This window comes from Lysinibacillus sp. F12 (assembly GCF_057773605.1).
On sequence record NZ_JBYMLP010000002.1, the window covers coordinates 288,717 to 306,868 of the forward strand.

Below are 18,152 nucleotides of genomic sequence, written 5' to 3' on the forward strand. Positions count from 1 at the left end.
TCCTTTTTCTAAAAAAATTAAAAATCCTCCACATTCCATATGAGATAGAATGAGAAGGATTTTTTTCACGTTCACTCTTATCTCTCAAAGGAAAAACCTTTGCTGGAATTAGCACCTTTCTAACATTTGTTAGAGGTTGCTGAAGCGTCATCGGGCCAAATCCCTCTGCTTCTCTTGATAAGATTATTTAATTATTTTGAATTGTAACATGGACTAGTTAGAATATCAATAATTCATAGAATATTTTGTTATTCCCATGCATGTTCTACATTCATTTGATGAACACTAAGCTTGCTGTATATGGTTATTCTACATGAAATTTTATGGTAAACATGCCGCTATTATGTTACCATATATCTTTAGTAATAGAGAGGAACGTGAATACTTTGATTAATATTGAATTTCCAAAACCAGATGTAGTTATTCGCCAACGCGAACAAGATGTAAAACCAGGTGATGTCCCAATTACACCATACTTTGGTTTCATCGACTTCCACAAAATCACACGTGATAAAGGCGGCATTTTCTTATTTTATAATGAAAAGAATGAGTTATTATTTGTCGGCAAAGCACGTAAAATTCGCCAACGCATAAAAAAACATTTTGAAGACAATGTATCTCCGATGAAAAACTATCGTGACGAGGTCTTCAAAATTGAAGTCTATGAAGTAGAAGATCCTATGGAACGTGAAATTTATGAAACGTATGCGATTAATACGTTCCGCTCCAAATACAATGTAGATAAAGTATTTTATTAATATCAATAAAAACCGAAATCTCTTTTTAGGGATTTCGGTTTTTTATTACAGCATGGTAATACGATCTATCGGCATGCTTTTGCCGTTAATATACAGTTCGATAATAGTCAGCTCCGCGCTTTTGTTGATGGCATAGACATAGGGTAGAGCTTCTTTCTTTTGCTCGCTTCCTTCCTTGAAATGAATGACTAACCTATTTTCATTAGCTGCTACACTTGCTAGCACATTTCCTTTTGAAAACATGACAAGATAGTACGTCACGTCATCTTCATACAATAACTGAATTCTGTCTGTAGCTATAATATGTTGTTGGATATGGTCAGGAACGATTGTTAGCTCTTGAATCTTAGGAAAAACCGGCAGCGGTGCAGAATCACATCCACCCATCATTAATAAATAAAGTAATACTGGCAACATCCATTTTTTCAAGATGCTCCCCTTCCCTTATAACTACTCTAAGAAAAATGCTTTACGTTCTTTAGCAATCCAGTCCTCCAATTCATTATCATCGCGTTTTACTAGTCTATTGATAAGAACATCATGCCAAATATAATCCTCTAGTAAATAAATATGCACAGGGTCATTCGTTATAAATGCGGTTTCTTGGTTGGATGGCGAGTGACCATAAATCATTTCTTGACCATCAACCGATAAAATAAACCAATGAGGTGTAGAAGTCTTTCTCGTATAGTGTGTGGCTCTGTGCATGTCTATAGATGCTAGATGTTCCTCGACATATAAAGTGATGCCATGCACCTCCACATGCTGAGATACCTCTTCAATATCCTCACGTAAGGTATCGTACATATCTTCCCACATCGATAGGATGACTTTTGTCTCTGCTTTTTTTAATAAGGTTTGACAATAATTAACGATCGTCTGCTTCCCTTTTAGCATTAATACTTTAGATTCCGCTTCCTGTTCTTTCATTTCTAGTTTTTCTAACTGATCACTAATCGATGTAAAATTCGATTGCCAGCGCTGTTGAATTTGCTGCAAAAACATCTCGACAGGAATAGAAGAATACGTCGTTTGATCCGCCGTTTCCTCTTTCAGTACGAATCCCTTTTCAACAAGACCATTTAATATGTCATAGATTCTAGCTCTTGGAATCCCAGAGTTTTTGCTAACTTGATAGGCACTGACATGACTATTTTGTACGAGTGCTGTATAGGCCTTTGCCTCATATTCTGTCAATCCCAGTTCTTTTAATTGGGCGATTAATTCATCCATATCATCCCTCCATATTTTTATTATAGGCTACTGTTGTGAACATTTGCCAATGAAAAAGTTAGGCTTTACAGCTTCAAATAAATTAGTTACTATTTCAGTAGTAACTAATTAAAATGAGGTGTAAGACATGGTTTTTGATGTGGATGTACATATTCTAATACTTTTAATTTCGTTTGGATTTCTGGCGGCATTTATCGATTCAGTCGTTGGAGGTGGCGGTTTAATTTCCTTACCAGCTCTATTGTTTGTTGGCCTAAATCCAGCCGCCGCTGTGGCAACCAATAAGTTAGCAGGCGCAATGGGCTCACTTACTTCGTCCATTTCCTTTTACCGTTCTGGTCAGCTTGAAATTCGATCTGTGCTGAAATATTTCCCTCTCGCCTTCATTGGATCTTTATGTGGTGCATGGACTGTTCATTTAATTAACCCAGCTCTACTAAAACCATTAATGCTTATCATGCTGGCAGCTGTTGGGATTTATACAATCTTTAAAAAAGATTGGGGCGCTGTCTCAACGGTAAAAAATCTGTCGAAAACCCACTTATTTTTATTTATGATGCTATTATTTGCTATTGGATTTTATGATGGGTTTCTTGGTCCAGGAACGGGCTCATTTTTAATCTTTAGCTTCTTGCTTGTTGGCTTTGATTTTTTAAAGGCGGCAGGAAATGCGAAATTTTTAAATCTAGCAAGTAATGTGGCAGGTGTTTGTATGTTTGCTTACCTAGGTCAAATCCATTATGTATATGGTTTAGTCATGGGGGTTGCTCAAATTGGAGGGGCTATGCTTGGCTCTCGAATGGCCATTCAAAAAGGAAGCGGCTTTGTCCGGACGCTTTTTATTATTGTGACAATGACACTCCTTGCAAAAAATGCCTACGATTATATGATTCATTAATAAAAAACAACGCCACAGTCCAAAATTTGCGGCGTTGTTTTACATTATATGAGGAAGTGCTCGTCCTTAAATTTATGACTAGTAGCAAGACTTACGATTACAAAAATAATAAGGGAAGCTACAATTGGAATCGTAACGGTATGCATACCGAAGGCCGTCGGATAGAACCGGTCGATGAAAATATATAAAGCCATACCTGAAATCATGGACGCAATGGCGCCATATTTGTTTGCTTTCCTCCAGTATAATCCGAGAACTACCGTCCAAATAAAGACTGCCTCAAGCCCACCAAATGCAAATAAATTTAACCACACTAATAAATCAGGTGGATGGAGTGCAAAGACGATCACTGCTAAGCCAATCACAGTCGTTACAATAAAGCTTGCGCGTTTAATTTCGGCATCACTTGCCTGTGGCTTCATGTAATTTAGATAGATGTCTTTGACAACCGTAGAGCTTACTAGCATAAGTAATGCATTGACAGTGGACATGGTAGCGGCCATTGGCGCTGCTAAGACAATCCCTGCTAAAAATGGCGGCAGCACCTTCAATGTTAAGAGTGGCATGACTTTATCACCAATGTCGATGCCAGGTAGGACAGGTCGTGCTAACACACCAATTAGATGCATCCCAAACATAATGGTCCCAATAGCAATCGTACCAATAATAATCGCTAAGTGCATACTTTTAGAATCTTTATAACTCATCGCACGCACGGCAATTTGGGGAAGTCCCACCACACCTACACCAATTAATAGCCAAAACGTTGAAACATACAGAGGCGTTAAATCCCCTTCTGCTCCAAATGGAGATACGAAATGGGGATTTTCTGCGACCAGCGAGGACATAATTTTATCGATGCCTCCACCTGCAATAATAGTTCCGATTAATAAAATAACAGTTCCAATGACCATTATCGTACCTTGAACAGTATCTGTTAAAGCAACTGCTCGGAAGCCACCAATGATAACATACACTAATACTGATATCGCAAATATAAACAATGCTGCCGTGTAATGTAAGCCTGTTAAAGACTCGATTAAACGGGCTCCCCCTACCCACTGTGCCATCATCGCTGAAAATAAAAAGACAATGATACTAATAGCAGACAGAATGACAATGACATGGCTTTTATAGCGCTCACGTAAAAAGTCAATGAGCGTAATAGCTTGGTAACGACGAGCAATAATAGCAAATTTCTTCCCTAAAATCATCAGGACAAAATAGCCCGCAGGTAGCTGTGCCATGGCAAGTAGCACCCAGCCAAGTCCTTTCGTATAAGCTACTCCTGGCCCTCCGATAAAGCTGCTCGCACTACCATAGGTAGCTATCATGGTCATCGCTAGAATAAATCCACCCATTTCTCGACCACCAAGGAAATACTCCTGTAGAAACGAGTTAGAGGAGCGAACATGTTTATTGGCCCAGAGTCCAATTCCAAAAATAATAATTAGAAATAATAGCAATGGAAATACAACTTGCCAGTGCATTAGCGCTCCTCCTCCCCATCATCAAATGGAACCTCTTTAAAGAAGAGCTTCATAACGATCCAGACGAGCAGGATCATAAAGCCTGTCCCTGCGATACAGCTATAGAAAAACCAAGCAGGAAAACCCAAAACATACGAATAATTTGCGGGATCCCCTGCACCTAGTCCATATGCAAAGCCAAACCAAATCGCAAAGTTCACAAGGACTAGTCCAATTCCAATAAGTGCCTCTCGATGCGCAATTTTAAAGCGTTGATCTTTCACAAGACAATCCCCCTAACCTACTCTATTTTACTGATATGTTGGTCTGATGGGAAGAGATGTGGACAAATAAGCGTCCTTGACTTTACTACGCTTTAATTGACGATTTTAATTTTCCTATGATTGGAAAGGCATCCTCATAGCCAACAACGGAGCAATTAGGAGTGGCTTATCTATGTTACATAAGCAATTGATAAACAGCTTGTACCAGCGATTGAGCTCCTCCATTTTGGAAAGCGAGATAATTGGTCCCATGTATCAAATGTCTGACCAAAATTAGGTACAATTTGCTGTATACTGAGAAAAAGATGCCTTAAAAAGGGTAAAACTGTATCATCTTCATCGGAAATACTATACCAAGAAAAACGTCGAGATTCGGGTATAGAAATTGAGTGAGGATGGTTGTCTTGCCATATCCTGCTCCACTATGAATAAGTGTGCATGTATGCTGATGACATTTTATTAATGTTCTCATAAGAGTTGCTCGATTAATACAATAATTGGATGGATTTGGAGCTATACATTTAGATTCAATGATAATATCTGTCATGTAAACGATAACCTCCGTTAGTGTAAGGTTACAAAAATTCAGGTTATTAAATGATTGACAGTTTACCATATTTTAATAGTTTTGATGGAGATAAATAAAAAACCCGATTATCAAATCAATGATAATCGGGTTTTAGTTCTGTAATTATAATAATTCTTTACGTAATTCAGCCGCTGATTTTGGTGAAAGCAGACTGAATGGGATATCAAATACTGTTTTCGCCCCTTTATCACCAGCTTGGTTCAGACGGTGTGCTGCGCGTGCATAAGCAACTAAAACACTTGATGTGAAGTTTGGATTACTTTCGAGTTTTAATGAGAATTCAAGAATTTGTTTATCGTTTGCACCACTATCACCACTTCGAATAACAAAACCACCATGTGGCATACCTGTGTGGTTTGCTTTAAACTCTTCTTCAGAGATGAAGTTGACAGTTGTATTATATTCATCGAAGTAGTTAGGCATTGTCACAATTTCTTGTTCAACTTTTGCTGCATCTGCGCCATCTTCCAGCACAACCCAGCATTCACGAGCATGTTTCTCCCGTGTTGTTAGCTCTGGATTTTCACCGTTACGTACACGATCTACTGCTTCTTTAATTGGTAAAGTGTATTGTACAGCATTTTTAACGCCCTCAATACGACGAACTGCATCAGAGTGACCTTGACTTAGACCATCTCCCCAGAACGTATACGTTGTACCAACTGGTAATACAGATTCTCCTAATAGACGATTTAATGAGAATAAACCTGGATCCCAACCAACTGAGATGACAGATACTTTACCAGATTTTTGAGCTGCTCCATCAACCGCATCGAAAAATTCAGGAATTTTCGCATGTGTATCAAAGCTATCAATTGTATTAAACCATTGAGCAAAATGTGGACCTTGCTCTGGTAAATCTGTTGCTGAGCCCCCACATAGAATCATAACATCAATGTCATTTTGGAATTTTTCAGCGTCCTCTACTACATATACGCTAGCATTGCTTGCTACGTTTACTGTTGAAGGGTCTCGACGTGTGAATACTGCTACTAGTTCCATATCTGGATTTTGTGATATAGCATATTCCACACCACGACCTAAATTTCCATAACCTACAATACCTACTCGAATTGCACTCATTAAAATTCCTCCTCACGATTACGTGACTTTGTGAAAACCTTCACGTTAAATCTAACTACAATAATACTTCGTGTTAGAAAAATTCACAATAGTTTGAGTATGAGTTTTTTTGAAAGAATATATATCAGTTTTCTATGATTTTCATCCAATGATGGTATGAATACGGTTACAAATTACTAAATATTCCATGGACCTTTAAGTTTTCGTAAAAGACTTGTAAATGACGGCTATTTTTCGAACCAGTCTTGTACAATAAATGTAACGACAAAAGGGGGCATGTTGAATGAAAAGTACTGGTTACTCATTAAGCACAACAACGGCACAAGGAGAACTACTTACATTTTCTGTAAACCAAAGCAGTGAAACGATACAAACTGTAAGGAAGCCGCTTGAAAGTTTATTACCAAACAAGCATGTAAGTATCGGTGTTCTACCTTTTGACGTTATGGAAAGCACCTTAGACAAATCCATCCAAAAAAACAGGGTTAATGAAGTAGACTTTTATTATAGCGGCAAGGAAATTGCTCGCTGGCTCATTAAAAAAAGTGAATATAACAAATCTATCCATGACTTCTTTATTTGAAGTCTGAACGACGGTTTATATACTCCACCTATTTTTAATTCCCCAACTACTGAATCTCCTGAGCCAATTGTGCGAGACGTTTTTCATCAATAATATGGTAGCCTGTCTTGCGTTTTTCTAAAATTTTCTCCTCACAAAACTGTGCCAATACATATAATAAATGGCGATAGGAAACCCCTAAATACTCACAGATCTCTGTATGCTTTTCCTTATAAACACCTTGATCAGCCGATAATTGAATAAAGGCTGCTAAACGACTTTCAAAAGGATATGCCTGATTTTGTGTATATTTGGAGGTTATTTTTGTGGCCTTTTCCCCTAAAAACACACAAAGTCGTCGTAAAAATAAAGCGTCAGCAAGTAACTTTTCCTTACATGATTGGGTAATGGAGTAACAAATTGTCTTAGATACCGTTTGAATGCCCTTTGTATATCTTGCCTCATTCAGCAATTCAATCTCCCCCATAAAACGTGGTGCCTCTAAATATTCGATGAGTGAAACCTTGCCATTTTTATGCGTCATATAGAGCTTCGCCTTACCCTCAATCATGTAATACAATGTCTCTGGAAAAGAGCCTTCCTGGAAAATCCATTCTCCTTTGTCAAATTCACAAACTTCTAAATAGGGATTAATGTCAAAGGAGAAGAAATCATGAATAGGGTATTTTTCGAGATAATGGGTGCGTGTTTCAGCTGTTAGAATATGCATTTTTTACTCTCTCCTCTGAAAAATATGAGATATCTCACATTATTGTAGCGATGAACGTGCTATTATTCAACATAGTTAAATGGAGGTACGGTAAATTTATGAATAATCAACGATGGCTTTCTCAAAATTTCTTTACATTTTTTATTACTTGGGGCATATTCTTACCCTACTGGACAGGCTGGCTTGTGGATGCTAAACATTTGACAGTATCACAAGCAAGCGTTGTAATGGGCTGTGGGTTACTCGCTAGAGCCACGTCTAATCTATTCTTCTTCCCCACGCTCGCTAAATATGTTAACAATAAACGTCTCATTACCATTTTAGCAGTCGGTGCACTTCTGACAGCACTGCTGTACATACCAAGTTCGGGCTTTAGTGCATTATTAGTGGTCACAATTTTGTTTAGTATTTTTTACCCAGCACTGTTACCAGCTGTTGAAAGTAGTGCTGCAACGCTTGTCCAATCTGGCAACATTCATTATGGTAAAAGCCGCTCCTATGGTTCCTTTGGCTTTGTGATTGCCGTATTAATTATAAGTATGCTAACAGGGGTATTCGGTAAAAATATTATCTTTTGGAGCATGATCCTTGGCTTAATCGGCATGCTGCTTATGCAGCTATTCGCTACACCAAAGGAATTGCTTATTGTGCCAACAAAGGAGCAACGTGCTAAATCATTGTCCATGAAAACACTATGGACTATTAAAGGTTTCCCAATTGTTTTATTCATTGTTATTTTATTGCAAGGTGCACATGCCTCCTATTATAGCTATGGTTATATTTATTTAGAAGATTTACAAGTAGATCCATTTTATATGGGCATGATTATTAATATCGCCGTTATTTGCGAAATCCTATACTTTATGAAGGCTGATACTTTATTTACGAAATGGCGTTCTTCTTCATTATTACTGTTAGCAGCTAGCGGGTCTTCTCTACGTTGGTTACTCATATTTATGTTCCCAAATGTTTGGGTATTTATTGCCTCTCAAACTTTGCATGCATTCTCCTTTGCTCTGGCACATTTTGCTTTTATTCGTTATCTCACACAAACCCTACCGAAGGAGCAAATTCCAAACGCACAGGGTATATATTCAGCATTAGCGATGGGGTTAAGTACAGCCATCCTGACATTTTTGGGAGGCTATTTATACGAGCTATCGCCTGGTTTATCCTTTGCAGCCATGTTAATTTGTACCGTACCAGCCATCGCTATAGTGCTCATGACACGACGCAAATATCAATATTAATATGAAACGCAGGTGAGAATTACTTCACCTGCGTTTTTCATTTCGGATAATAGGAAAATCCAGGATATTTCACCACTGGCCACTTTTCCTTTCTTAATGCTTGTATTAGCTCCGGACCAACCTGTAGATTGCTTTGTATCAGCTCATTTGGTGTTAGTGCCATCCATTGATTTAACGATACATCTTGGAATCGGTCACTTTTAAACATTTCCAAAAACCATAATGGCTCCGTACCTGTATTTTCAATATAGTGACCGGTCGCAAACGGCACATAGCCGACATCTCCTGCGCGATAATCGAATGTTCGAGCAGTTCCATCCCCAGTGAATACCGTCATACGCCCTTTTCCTTGTAAATAATATTGCCATTCATCATTATTCGGATGCCAATGCAGCTCCCGCATTGCACCTGGCTCAATTTCCACTAATGCTGCCGCAATATTTTTAGAGATTGGGAAATTGGTCGAATCAACAATGCGTACACTGCCACCCGGTGTTTTCAATGGTGGCTGAGCCAACAAACGGTGTTTAAAAGTTTGTGGCACCTTACCATAGGGAGAGTGAATTTTTTGCGAGTCAATCGATCCTGGTACATTGCCTTGGTAAATATACACCTGTTCACTCGGAATATCATCAAAGGCACGAATTGGAACACCAAAATTCGCTGATAGCACTTCCTTTGGCGTATGAGCAAACCAATCAGAAATGGAAAGCGTATTGAGATCAGAGAAATTCCCATCATCAAATACTAATAAAAATTCACAGCCGTCCGCTAAGCCTTGTATGGAATGCGGTATTCCTGGTGGAAAATACCACAAATCGCCAGGGCCTACATCCGCAATAAAATTACAGCCATTTTGATCGACCGCCGTAATACGTGCATGCCCCAATAACATGTAGGACCACTCTGCCTGTTGATGCCAGTGTAGCTCACGTACGCCGCCCGGTGTCAAACTCATATTAACACCAGCCAATGTGGTCGCTATTGGTAATTCACGTACCGTAATTTCGCGAGACCAGCCCCCTTGATTTAAGGTCATATGTGTGTCTGAAAATGAAAATCGTAGGTTCGGAATCAAACCTGCATCTGTTGTTGGGGGCACCAGCATATCGGGATTTTCTAAATCTCTCATTATATCGCGTGGTCCTTTATCTATGCCTCCTGCCCCATCACTACGTATGGGTTGGGGCACCTGAAAATAACCTGACGACAAATTTTCCAATCATTCACCTCTTTATGTTAGAAATCGAACTGAAATGCTATGATTCTCTAAAATGTATGGGTATACAGCTCGGATTATGCCCTTTACATTCACAGGTAATTATGCAATCAATCGTTTCTGTTCAACAATTTCAGAGTGTCCCCTTCTTACTTCTTACTCACTTTGCTACCGTTACCAATATCCGTAGCCTCCACTACATAATCATATAAAATTTGTAAACCCTCCTGCATTTCCTCATAGGTTGCATAGGCGTAGGATAAACGAATATGATGCTGATCTTGAGGATCATAAATATAGCCTGGGTTAATTAAGACACGATGCTGTAATAGCTTGACAAAGAAGTCCTTATCGACAACTGGATAATGGAACTTGAGCCAAATGTAAAAGCCTCCCTTTGGCTTATTCCAATCAGCTAACTCTCTAAACTTTTCCTGTAATATTTGTTCTGTAAAATCAGCACGATCCTGTAATTGCTGTCGTAAACGTATAAGATGTTTTTCATATTTCCCTGATTGTAGCCAATGTAGCACAAGTTCTTGTGAAATAGCACTTGAGCCGTAGTCCGTTTGCATTTTAATATCTGCCAATCGTTCGATAACAGTCGTTGGACCGATTAGCCAGCCAATGCGTAACCCAGGACTTAAGGTTTTGGAGACACTCCCAATATATAGAACTTGTCCACTACTATCCATTGCCTTAATGGGTGGTGACGGGTCATCAAAAAGCAATTCATGATAAACATCATCTTCAATTATAGGAATGCGTGCTGCTTGGCAGACCTCATATAGCTGTTTTTTTTCCAAAGATGTCCATACATGGTTAGTTGGATTATGCAATGTAGGAATGGCATAAAACACGGCTTGTTTTTTTCGTTTCCTTTGAGATAGTGTTTGAGCAAGCTGTTCATCTCGCTGTATCCCAATCATTTGCATACCAACCGATTGAAATGGATGAACAGAATTCAAATAGGAGGTTGATTCCTGAAAAACGATGGACCCTTGCTCTAGTAAACCAACGGCAATTAGCTGTAAAGCTTGTAATGCACCAGAGACAATACAAACGTTCTGAGGCTCCGCTTCGATGCCTCGTTTTTGTACATAATCGCAGATAGCTGCCCGGAGTTGATCATTGCCCTGTGGTGATGAGTAGCCTAATGTTTTGGGCTGCAAGGATAGCTCCCTTAGTGAAGCTTCAATTTCCTCTGTTGGTAAAAGACTTGGTGCTAGTTCTCCTGTCCCTAATCGAATCACATCATCACGCTGCTCATATTCGTTAATTAATTGGATTGTATGGTAATTTGGTTTATGCAGGCTCGTTTCGATATATTTTTGCCAATTTGGCTGTGTTTGTTGAAGTAATGCATGCCAGAAATTGCGAGTGACATAAACTCCTGAACCTACCTTTGCTTCAAGAATACCGATCGCTTTTAATTCATCTAAAGCCTGTTGAACTGTACTGCGATTTACACCGAATTGCATAGCCAGTTGTCTTTGAGTAGGCAGTTTAGTCCCTGCTGCCCAATCTCCTCGTTCGACTTGGGCAGTTACCCACTGAACAATTTGTTGCTGTAATGTATGGCCACTTTTTCTACTTGGTTGCCAGCCCATGGTTATCGCCTCCATTTAAAATTGGGTGGATAAAAAACCATCCAATTGGTCGTTTTCTTTTAGTGATACCATAGCTAAAATGATGAAGGAAAGGAGGGATTAATCATTGGAAGCATTTCTTCACGGCATCATTTTAGCATTTGGTCTCATTTTGCCATTAGGCGTACAAAATGTTTTTGTTTTCTCTCAAGGTGCTACACAACCAACTATATGGCGAGCGCTGCCAGCTAGTTTGACAGCTGCCATTTGCGATACATTGCTAATATTACTGGCGGTATTTGGTCTGTCAATAATCGTCTTACAATTTGAATGGTTACGCATTACTTTAATGTCGGTTGGTATATTGTTCTTACTTTATATGGGCTATACGATTTGGCGTTCAAGTCCAGTAACTGGCAATAAGAGTGAGGCACTTCCCGTAAAAAAACAAATTCTCTTTGCACTTTCTGTATCACTTCTAAATCCACATGCCATTTTAGATACTATTGGGGTGATTGGTACGAGTGCCTTAAAATATAGTGGTACAGAGCAATTCATCTTCACTACAGCATGTGTCCTTATTTCTTGGCTATGGTTTTTTGGCCTTACTGTAACTGGATCCTCTTTCCAAAAGCTTGATAGCTCCGGAAATGTGATGAGAATTTTTAATAGATGCTCAGCGATTTTCATTTGGGCGACAGCTTGTTATCTAGCATTTGGCTTACTGTAACCTACAGAGAAAATGCTCAGGATGAATCCTGAGCATTTCTTTTATAAGGAGATATAAACAGTGAGCTTTTCATCAAATAGCTCTGTTTCTGCCGATCTCACTTCTGTCCATTCTTCGCCATAATGTATGGATTTGACTAGTACATTGGCTTGTAATAACGCTTCATGCTGTTGAATGACGGAAAGTAGCTCTTCACTACCGCAAAAGGCGATGGATATATATTGTTCAACAGGCAGCTGCCACTTTTTACGAGAATCTTGGATGAACCGAATTAATTCTCGTATTTGTCCCTCTTGTAGCAAACTCTCGGTTAATTGAACATTCATCAATACACGGCATTTGCTATCTTCAGCTAAAATATAGTCGTCTTTCACAATCGCTTCAGCTATGACATGACTTGATAATAATGTTAGCTGTTGCTCTTCCACTATGATGGGCACTTCCCCATTTTGCTGTAGCTGTTCTTTCTCTTCATCCGTTAACGTCATCATATACGATTTTACTTGATTGACCTGTGAACCAAAAGCAGTACCAGCTGTTTTAAAATTAAGCCTATATTGGACACTTTCATAAGCTGAAAAATCATGCGTCCATATGCAAGCCTTAATGTTTAATTCCTCTTGTATTAACTGGCTATAAGCTTGATAGCCAGTCAGCTCTCCAGACACCTCAACAATAAGCTCACTTAAAGGCTGTTTGACCTTCATTCCTTGACTATTACGTATACTCCTACCCAGCTCTACAACCGTTAAAACCGTAGACATTTCTTGTTCCAGCTGAGGATTCACAAGCTTTTCTTCGTAGATTGGGTAGTCTTCTACATGCACACTCTTGCCTGTTAATTGTCGGTAAATATCTTCGGTGATAAAGGGCGTAAATGGTGCAAGTAATCGGCAAATGTTCGTTAAAACCTCATAAAGGGTACTAAATGCACCTCGTTTATCCGCTGTCAGCCCATGTGCCCAAAATCTTGCACGTGATCGACGAATGTACCAATTGCTTAGTTCTTCCATTAATTGTGCGATTTCTCTTGTAGCATACGTAAATTGAAATTCATCCATAGCTGCCGTCACAAGCTGAATTGTGTGATGCAATCGTGACAATATCCACTGATCTAAAGGTGTTCGTGTACCAGTATTTGTAGCATCATACGTAAATCCATCAATGTTGGCATAGAGCTGATAAAATTTAAATGTATTATCCAATGTATCCACTAGCTTTGATTTGGCATCCACCACAATCTTTTTGGAAAAACGCTTTGGATTCCAAGGAGAGCTATCAACTAAAAATGCCCAACGTAATGCATCTGCCCCATATTGGTCCATTAACTCTACAGGCTCTAATGCATTGCCTTTACTTTTTGACATCTTTTGTCCATGTTCATCCAACACATGCCCTAACGATAACACCTGTTTATAAGCAGGCTTTCCAGTAAATAACGTCGAAACCGCTAATAAGCTATAGAAAAAACCACGTGTTTGGTCGATTCCCTCAATCACAACATCTGCTGGAAACTGATTGTGAAAAGCCTTGACATCTTCAAATGGATAATGTTGCTGTGCAAATGGCATTGAGCCGCTGTCAAACCATACATCCATTACCTCTGGTGTCCGCGTCATATCTCCTTGACATGTAGGACAAGTACAAACAATTTCATCAATAAACGGTTTATGAAGCTCTATTTGCTGATCGACAGCTCCCTTGGCTAATTTTTCTAACGCTGTGATACTATGAGGAGCCTCCTCATGACCGCAATTCTGACAAATCCAGACATTCAACGGCGTACCCCAATAGCGGTTGCGGCTTATATTCCAATCCACTATATTTTCGAGGAAGTTGCCAAATCGCCCATCCTTAATATGACTAGGATACCAAGTCACTTGCTGATTGTTTTGTAATAATTGCTCTTTTAAAGCGGTCATTTTGATAAACCAGCTATCCGTTGCATAGTACAATAATGGAGAATCACAGCGCCAGCAATGCGGGTAGCTATGCTCATATTTTTCTTTACTAAATAAGAGCTCCTTTTTCGCAAGCATTTTTATAATGTCCACATCACAATCTTTTACAAATCGTCCGACAAGCTCTGGCACCTCTTCTGTGTAACAGCCTTTCAGATCCACTACATTGACAAAGGACAAGCCATGCTGTTGAACCGTTTTATAATCGTCCTCCCCATATGCTGGAGCAATATGCACAATCCCTGTACCGCTATTCTCCGTGACATAATCAGCCATCACGACAACATGACCTTGATGAACCGTTACATATGAAAATGGTGGCTGATAAGACACACCAGCAAATTCCTGCCCAGTATGCTCACTTAAAATTTCCACAGCTTCAGTGAAAACCTTAGAAACCAAAGATTTGGCTAAAATAAATACCTGATCCCCTTGCTTTACCCGTACATATTGTAAAGATGGGTTCATCGCCAACGCTACATTGGCGGGTAATGTCCATGGTGTTGTGGTCCAGCCTAAGAAATATTCATCACAATCAGCAAGCTTAAACATAGCTGTGACAGATAAATCTTTCACATCCTTATAGCCCTGAGCTACCTCATGTGAGCTTAAGGATGTTTGACAACTCGGGCAATATGGTGAAACACGATGCCCTTTATATAAAAGCTGTTCCTTATGAACATGACTTAAAATATGCCACACCGATTCTATATAATCATTGCTTAATGTGAGATAGGGATCATCCATATCAAGCCAATAGCCAAGCTGTTCTGTAAAGGAACGCCATTTCTGTTCATAGGTAAAAACACTATTTTTACACGCTTGAATAAAGCGCTCCACTCCATACTTCTCAATCTCCTGCTTCCCTGAGATACCTAAGGCTTTTTCTACTCCTAGTTCTACAGGTAAACCATGTGTATCCCAGCCTGCTTTTCGTTCAACAAAAAAACCTTGCATTGTTTTATAGCGGGCCACTACATCTTTAATCGTTCTTCCAAAGGCATGCCCAACATGTGGTAAACCATTTGCTGTCGGTGGTCCCTCATAAAATACAAAGGGCTGCTGTCCAGCTCGATTTGTGACAGAGGCTAAAAATGTTCCCTCTTGCTCCCACAATGTCCGTATCCGTGTTTCTCGTTCAAGCGTCGTTTCTTTCTTTTGTTCTGTTTGCATTTAATTCCTCCTATACAATTCTATTTTGTATAAAAGGCATACAAAAAACCCCGTCCCAAGAAAGGGACGGGGTTAACCGCGAATACCACCCTAATTCTATTGACGCCAGTCAATAGCACTCAGCAACGTACTATCATACGTGTTCTTTTTAACGGTAGACACCCGGGTTAGCTTACTGTTTTCAGCCAACCTTCTCAGAGAGGATTTTCATGTAACACCTGCACACCGACTTCCACCAAATGTCGGCTCTCTGTAGAACATAATGAAACATTACTTTTTCTCATCAACGAATTTGTATGCTTTTATTGTCACTCATCTTATCAGATTTACCAATTGTCTGTCAACGGTGGACAATCTTAATTAATCTCATTTAGACAAGTGATAATGCTTTGATGCAAGGTTGCATACTGAGCTTGGTGATTCGTTTGAATAAAAAAGCTCTTTAGCAATGTTTTACTATTAAACCTTACATGATAAAAATACTCTTCGTCCACTTAATCTTTTAATGTGGATAGGATTGATGGAATTTACTGGAATGATCAGACTACCTCATTTTGTGCTAAGCCTCGCTCCAACATCGCAAAAATGCGTACTAACAGCCTTTCATCCTCATCATGAATAAAGATATATTGAGGCTGTAAATAAATGGACCCTAATGCATGTAACATATCAACATAGGCAGTTTTCTTTATTTTAGGATTTTTCACAAGTTCATCGATCGCACCTGATACATGTGCTACACTATGCGCCCATCCCTTGCCAGGTACAAAGCCCTTCCATCCATTTCTTCTTTTACATAAGCCAGTAATTTTGTTTGACCTTCGTCTATCCTGTCCTGCGTTAAAAAATCATCCTCTAAATCTCTTGCTAAAATAAATGCAACCAATAAAGGTGTAAAGGAACGAGTAAAGACCCCATCTGATGCCACTTCCTCAATATCTTTCCATAATAAATGGTTCAAGCAGTAATGCCAGAGGTCTGTCCTATAACGATATCTAACAAATTTTTTTCGAGTATCCATTCATAGAAGCCACTATAAATATAGGTATCTCTTAGCTCACTATCGGTCGAGCCGATATGGGCTAGCATGGACTGTAATAGCTGTTCTTGATTCACTTGTTCCCATGTTGTTTGACGCTGTTTTATTGTGCTTAGCTTATCTTTTAAATCACCTGCCATCAATATATCCTGTATCAATTGTCAAACTCCCCTTTATTCCTTATGGTTATGTTCTCCCGGTAGAGCCCCTCTAACTTCCAACCATTATTAAAACGGACATATGTAAATTCCTTTTGCCAATCATCCGTGTGCACAATTACCCTGCTACGCCAGGGTAAGGTGGAAGCATATATTTGCCCTCTACGAACCTCAGCTATATCATCGGTTACACCAAGAAGTGTAGAAGGTGCAATTGTATGATACATTAAATATTCTTGACGATCCGGATTAGACTCAATTTCTTCCATTACCTGCCGGTGAAAAGCAATTACCTGCTCATTTGCCTGAAATAGTGAATAAACTAGAGTACCACCGAATAGAACCATGAAGGACGCTACAAGAAGTACATGCTTCTTCTTCAAACCTATGTAAAATGCCCAATTCTTTTCTTTGTTAAATAAATGGATATACATAGCAATACTTATAGGCCACAAAAATAGTAACTGCCAACATAGGACTACCCAAAACACATCTCCAAACGAGACAAAATATCGAATGCCTAAGTAATTAACAATCCATAATGACATCGACCAGCGCCAAGTGGACTCATCCCGGGACCTACTTTTTAAATAAATGAGTAGGAGTGGCAGGCTTAGGAAAAAAGCAGTCCCATTATCCAATAGAGCGAATATCAACTGACCACCTCTTTAATTAGAAAAATATTACAACTATTGTAACTGAAACCAGAAAAGATTAAAAGGTTGGATACAAACAAAAAAAAGCCTGCCATTTGAAACAGACTTAGTTATTGAACATGTTGGTCGATGTGCACATTCATACTGATTTGCCATTCGTCTCGTAATATGGCACTTCCACTCCATCACCATTTTTAAGACATTACTAAAGGGAAGCTTTGCAGAAGTCGCCTGAGCCTACATATTATCGTTAAGATCCGTAAAAGGTGTAATCACCATTTTTTCGTTTGCAGATAACACGATATTAGTAGAGGGTGTACCATAGGGCATGGTCGCATCAATAAATTGCTCTAATGTTTCTACAGAATAGGTTGCTAGCTTGACAATATAGCTAATCTCCCCTGCTACGCGATAACATTCGAGTACATCCGGGTGGCTATTACAAAAAGCAGATAGACTTTTACAATCGATGGATTTAAATAAAATAATCGCTTGAATCGTTCGGTCCATTTTTTTGATGTTTACTTTAGTGTGATACCCTTCAATCACACCTTGTTCCTCGAGCTTTTTGACGCGTTCTATTACAGCCGGAGAAGATAAATGAACAGTAGCGGCTAATTCTTTCATCGAAATTTTAGCATTCTGCTGTAACTGCTGTAAAATGTGAATATCAATTTGATCCACCATTAATCACCTTTCTTAATTAACTTTTATTTATATAATTCCTGTTTTAATAAGGAGATTTATCTAAATTACATTATATAGCTTCTG

17 protein-coding genes, 1 pseudogene, 1 riboswitch and 1 other annotated feature are annotated in these 18,152 nt (G+C 39.0%); of the genes and pseudogenes, 5 read left to right on the plus strand and 13 right to left on the minus strand.

The window, feature by feature from the left end; translation table 11 throughout:
* Window positions 1–74 precede the first annotated feature (74 nt).
* Window positions 75–184: riboswitch (SAM riboswitch) on the minus strand.
* A gap of 202 nt (window positions 185–386) precedes the next feature.
* Window positions 387–758 (plus strand): nucleotide excision repair endonuclease, encoded by a 372-nt coding sequence (locus AC3CH7_RS08420; RefSeq protein ID WP_025116318.1) that lies wholly within the window; start codon window positions 387–389, stop codon window positions 756–758.
* A 45-nt stretch (window positions 759–803) separates the two neighbouring features.
* Here AC3CH7_RS08420 and AC3CH7_RS08425 read toward each other — a convergent pair whose 3' ends face one another.
* Together AC3CH7_RS08425 and AC3CH7_RS08430 are read right to left on the minus strand one after the other, a co-directional pair.
* Complete coding sequence (locus AC3CH7_RS08425; RefSeq protein ID WP_230584417.1) at window positions 804–1,187, minus strand: hypothetical protein; 384 nt, start codon at window positions 1,185–1,187, stop codon at window positions 804–806.
* Window positions 1,188–1,208: 21 nt separating this feature from the next.
* A complete protein-coding gene (locus AC3CH7_RS08430; RefSeq protein ID WP_012294634.1) occupies window positions 1,209–1,991 on the minus strand; it encodes a TrmB family transcriptional regulator in 783 nt (260 codons plus the stop codon).
* Window positions 1,992–2,118: 127 nt separating this feature from the next.
* Between AC3CH7_RS08430 and AC3CH7_RS08435 the strand changes: the two genes are divergently transcribed.
* Window positions 2,119–2,889 (plus strand): TSUP family transporter, encoded by a 771-nt coding sequence (locus tag AC3CH7_RS08435; RefSeq protein WP_008178734.1) that lies wholly within the window; start codon window positions 2,119–2,121, stop codon window positions 2,887–2,889.
* Between the two features lie 44 nt (window positions 2,890–2,933).
* On the opposite strand, the gene panF is transcribed toward AC3CH7_RS08435, so the two are convergent.
* The 3 genes from panF to AC3CH7_RS08450 form a co-directional block, all read right to left on the minus strand.
* Window positions 2,934–4,379 (minus strand): sodium/pantothenate symporter, encoded by a 1,446-nt coding sequence (panF, locus tag AC3CH7_RS08440; RefSeq protein ID WP_036161783.1) that lies wholly within the window; start codon window positions 4,377–4,379, stop codon window positions 2,934–2,936.
* The gene (locus AC3CH7_RS08445; RefSeq protein ID WP_012294636.1) at window positions 4,379–4,642 is read right to left on the minus strand and encodes a YhdT family protein; all 264 of its coding nucleotides are present in this window, start codon (window positions 4,640–4,642) and stop codon (window positions 4,379–4,381) included. Before AC3CH7_RS08445 ends, panF begins: the two co-directional genes overlap by 1 nt.
* 691 nt (window positions 4,643–5,333) lie before the next feature.
* Window positions 5,334–6,314, minus strand: a complete 981-nt coding sequence (locus AC3CH7_RS08450; RefSeq protein ID WP_012294638.1) for a diaminopimelate dehydrogenase — start codon at window positions 6,312–6,314, stop codon at window positions 5,334–5,336.
* Between the two features lie 283 nt (window positions 6,315–6,597).
* On the opposite strand from AC3CH7_RS08450, the gene AC3CH7_RS08455 reads away from it, so the two are divergent.
* The gene (locus AC3CH7_RS08455) at window positions 6,598–6,897 is read left to right on the plus strand and encodes a hypothetical protein (RefSeq protein WP_036163751.1); all 300 of its coding nucleotides are present in this window, start codon (window positions 6,598–6,600) and stop codon (window positions 6,895–6,897) included.
* Window positions 6,898–6,943: 46 nt separating this feature from the next.
* On the opposite strand, the gene yeiL is transcribed toward AC3CH7_RS08455, so the two are convergent.
* Window positions 6,944–7,606, minus strand: a complete 663-nt coding sequence (gene yeiL, locus AC3CH7_RS08460) for a transcriptional regulator YeiL (protein WP_031416058.1) — start codon at window positions 7,604–7,606, stop codon at window positions 6,944–6,946.
* A gap of 98 nt (window positions 7,607–7,704) precedes the next feature.
* Between yeiL and AC3CH7_RS08465 the strand changes: the two genes are divergently transcribed.
* Entirely contained in the window at window positions 7,705–8,856 is a 1,152-nt protein-coding gene (locus tag AC3CH7_RS08465; protein WP_036161791.1) for an MFS transporter, read from the plus strand.
* 37 nt (window positions 8,857–8,893) lie between these two features.
* Here AC3CH7_RS08465 and AC3CH7_RS08470 read toward each other — a convergent pair whose 3' ends face one another.
* Together AC3CH7_RS08470 and AC3CH7_RS08475 are read right to left on the minus strand one after the other, a co-directional pair.
* Window positions 8,894–10,078 (minus strand): oxalate decarboxylase family bicupin, encoded by a 1,185-nt coding sequence (locus AC3CH7_RS08470; RefSeq protein WP_481276446.1) that lies wholly within the window; start codon window positions 10,076–10,078, stop codon window positions 8,894–8,896.
* 146 nt (window positions 10,079–10,224) lie between these two features.
* Entirely contained in the window at window positions 10,225–11,685 is a 1,461-nt protein-coding gene (locus tag AC3CH7_RS08475; protein ID WP_488381680.1) for an aminotransferase-like domain-containing protein, read from the minus strand.
* Between the two features lie 106 nt (window positions 11,686–11,791).
* Here AC3CH7_RS08475 and AC3CH7_RS08480 point away from each other — a divergent pair, with 106 nt between their 5' ends.
* A complete protein-coding gene (locus tag AC3CH7_RS08480; RefSeq protein WP_012294644.1) occupies window positions 11,792–12,394 on the plus strand; it encodes a LysE/ArgO family amino acid transporter in 603 nt (200 codons plus the stop codon).
* A gap of 41 nt (window positions 12,395–12,435) precedes the next feature.
* Here AC3CH7_RS08480 and ileS read toward each other — a convergent pair whose 3' ends face one another.
* The 5 genes and pseudogenes from ileS to AC3CH7_RS08505 form a co-directional block, all read right to left on the minus strand.
* Window positions 12,436–15,528, minus strand: a complete 3,093-nt coding sequence (gene ileS, locus AC3CH7_RS08485; RefSeq protein WP_488381681.1) for an isoleucine--tRNA ligase — start codon at window positions 15,526–15,528, stop codon at window positions 12,436–12,438.
* A gap of 59 nt (window positions 15,529–15,587) precedes the next feature.
* Window positions 15,588–15,824: a binding site (T-box leader), on the minus strand.
* 243 nt (window positions 15,825–16,067) lie between these two features.
* Window positions 16,068–16,549 (minus strand): annotated as a pseudogene (locus AC3CH7_RS08490) (DUF2785 domain-containing protein).
* Window positions 16,486–16,725 (minus strand): hypothetical protein, encoded by a 240-nt coding sequence (locus tag AC3CH7_RS08495; protein ID WP_227256849.1) that lies wholly within the window; start codon window positions 16,723–16,725, stop codon window positions 16,486–16,488. Before AC3CH7_RS08495 ends, AC3CH7_RS08490 begins: the two are co-directional and overlap by 64 nt.
* A complete protein-coding gene (locus AC3CH7_RS08500; protein ID WP_036163761.1) occupies window positions 16,722–17,381 on the minus strand; it encodes a hypothetical protein in 660 nt (219 codons plus the stop codon). The genes AC3CH7_RS08495 and AC3CH7_RS08500 overlap by 4 nt, the downstream gene beginning before the upstream one ends.
* 237 nt (window positions 17,382–17,618) lie before the next feature.
* Window positions 17,619–18,065: an Lrp/AsnC family transcriptional regulator gene (locus AC3CH7_RS08505; RefSeq protein ID WP_031416066.1), complete on the minus strand. Its 447-nt coding sequence runs from the start codon at window positions 18,063–18,065 to the stop codon at window positions 17,619–17,621.
* Between the last annotated feature and the right edge of the window lie 87 nt (window positions 18,066–18,152).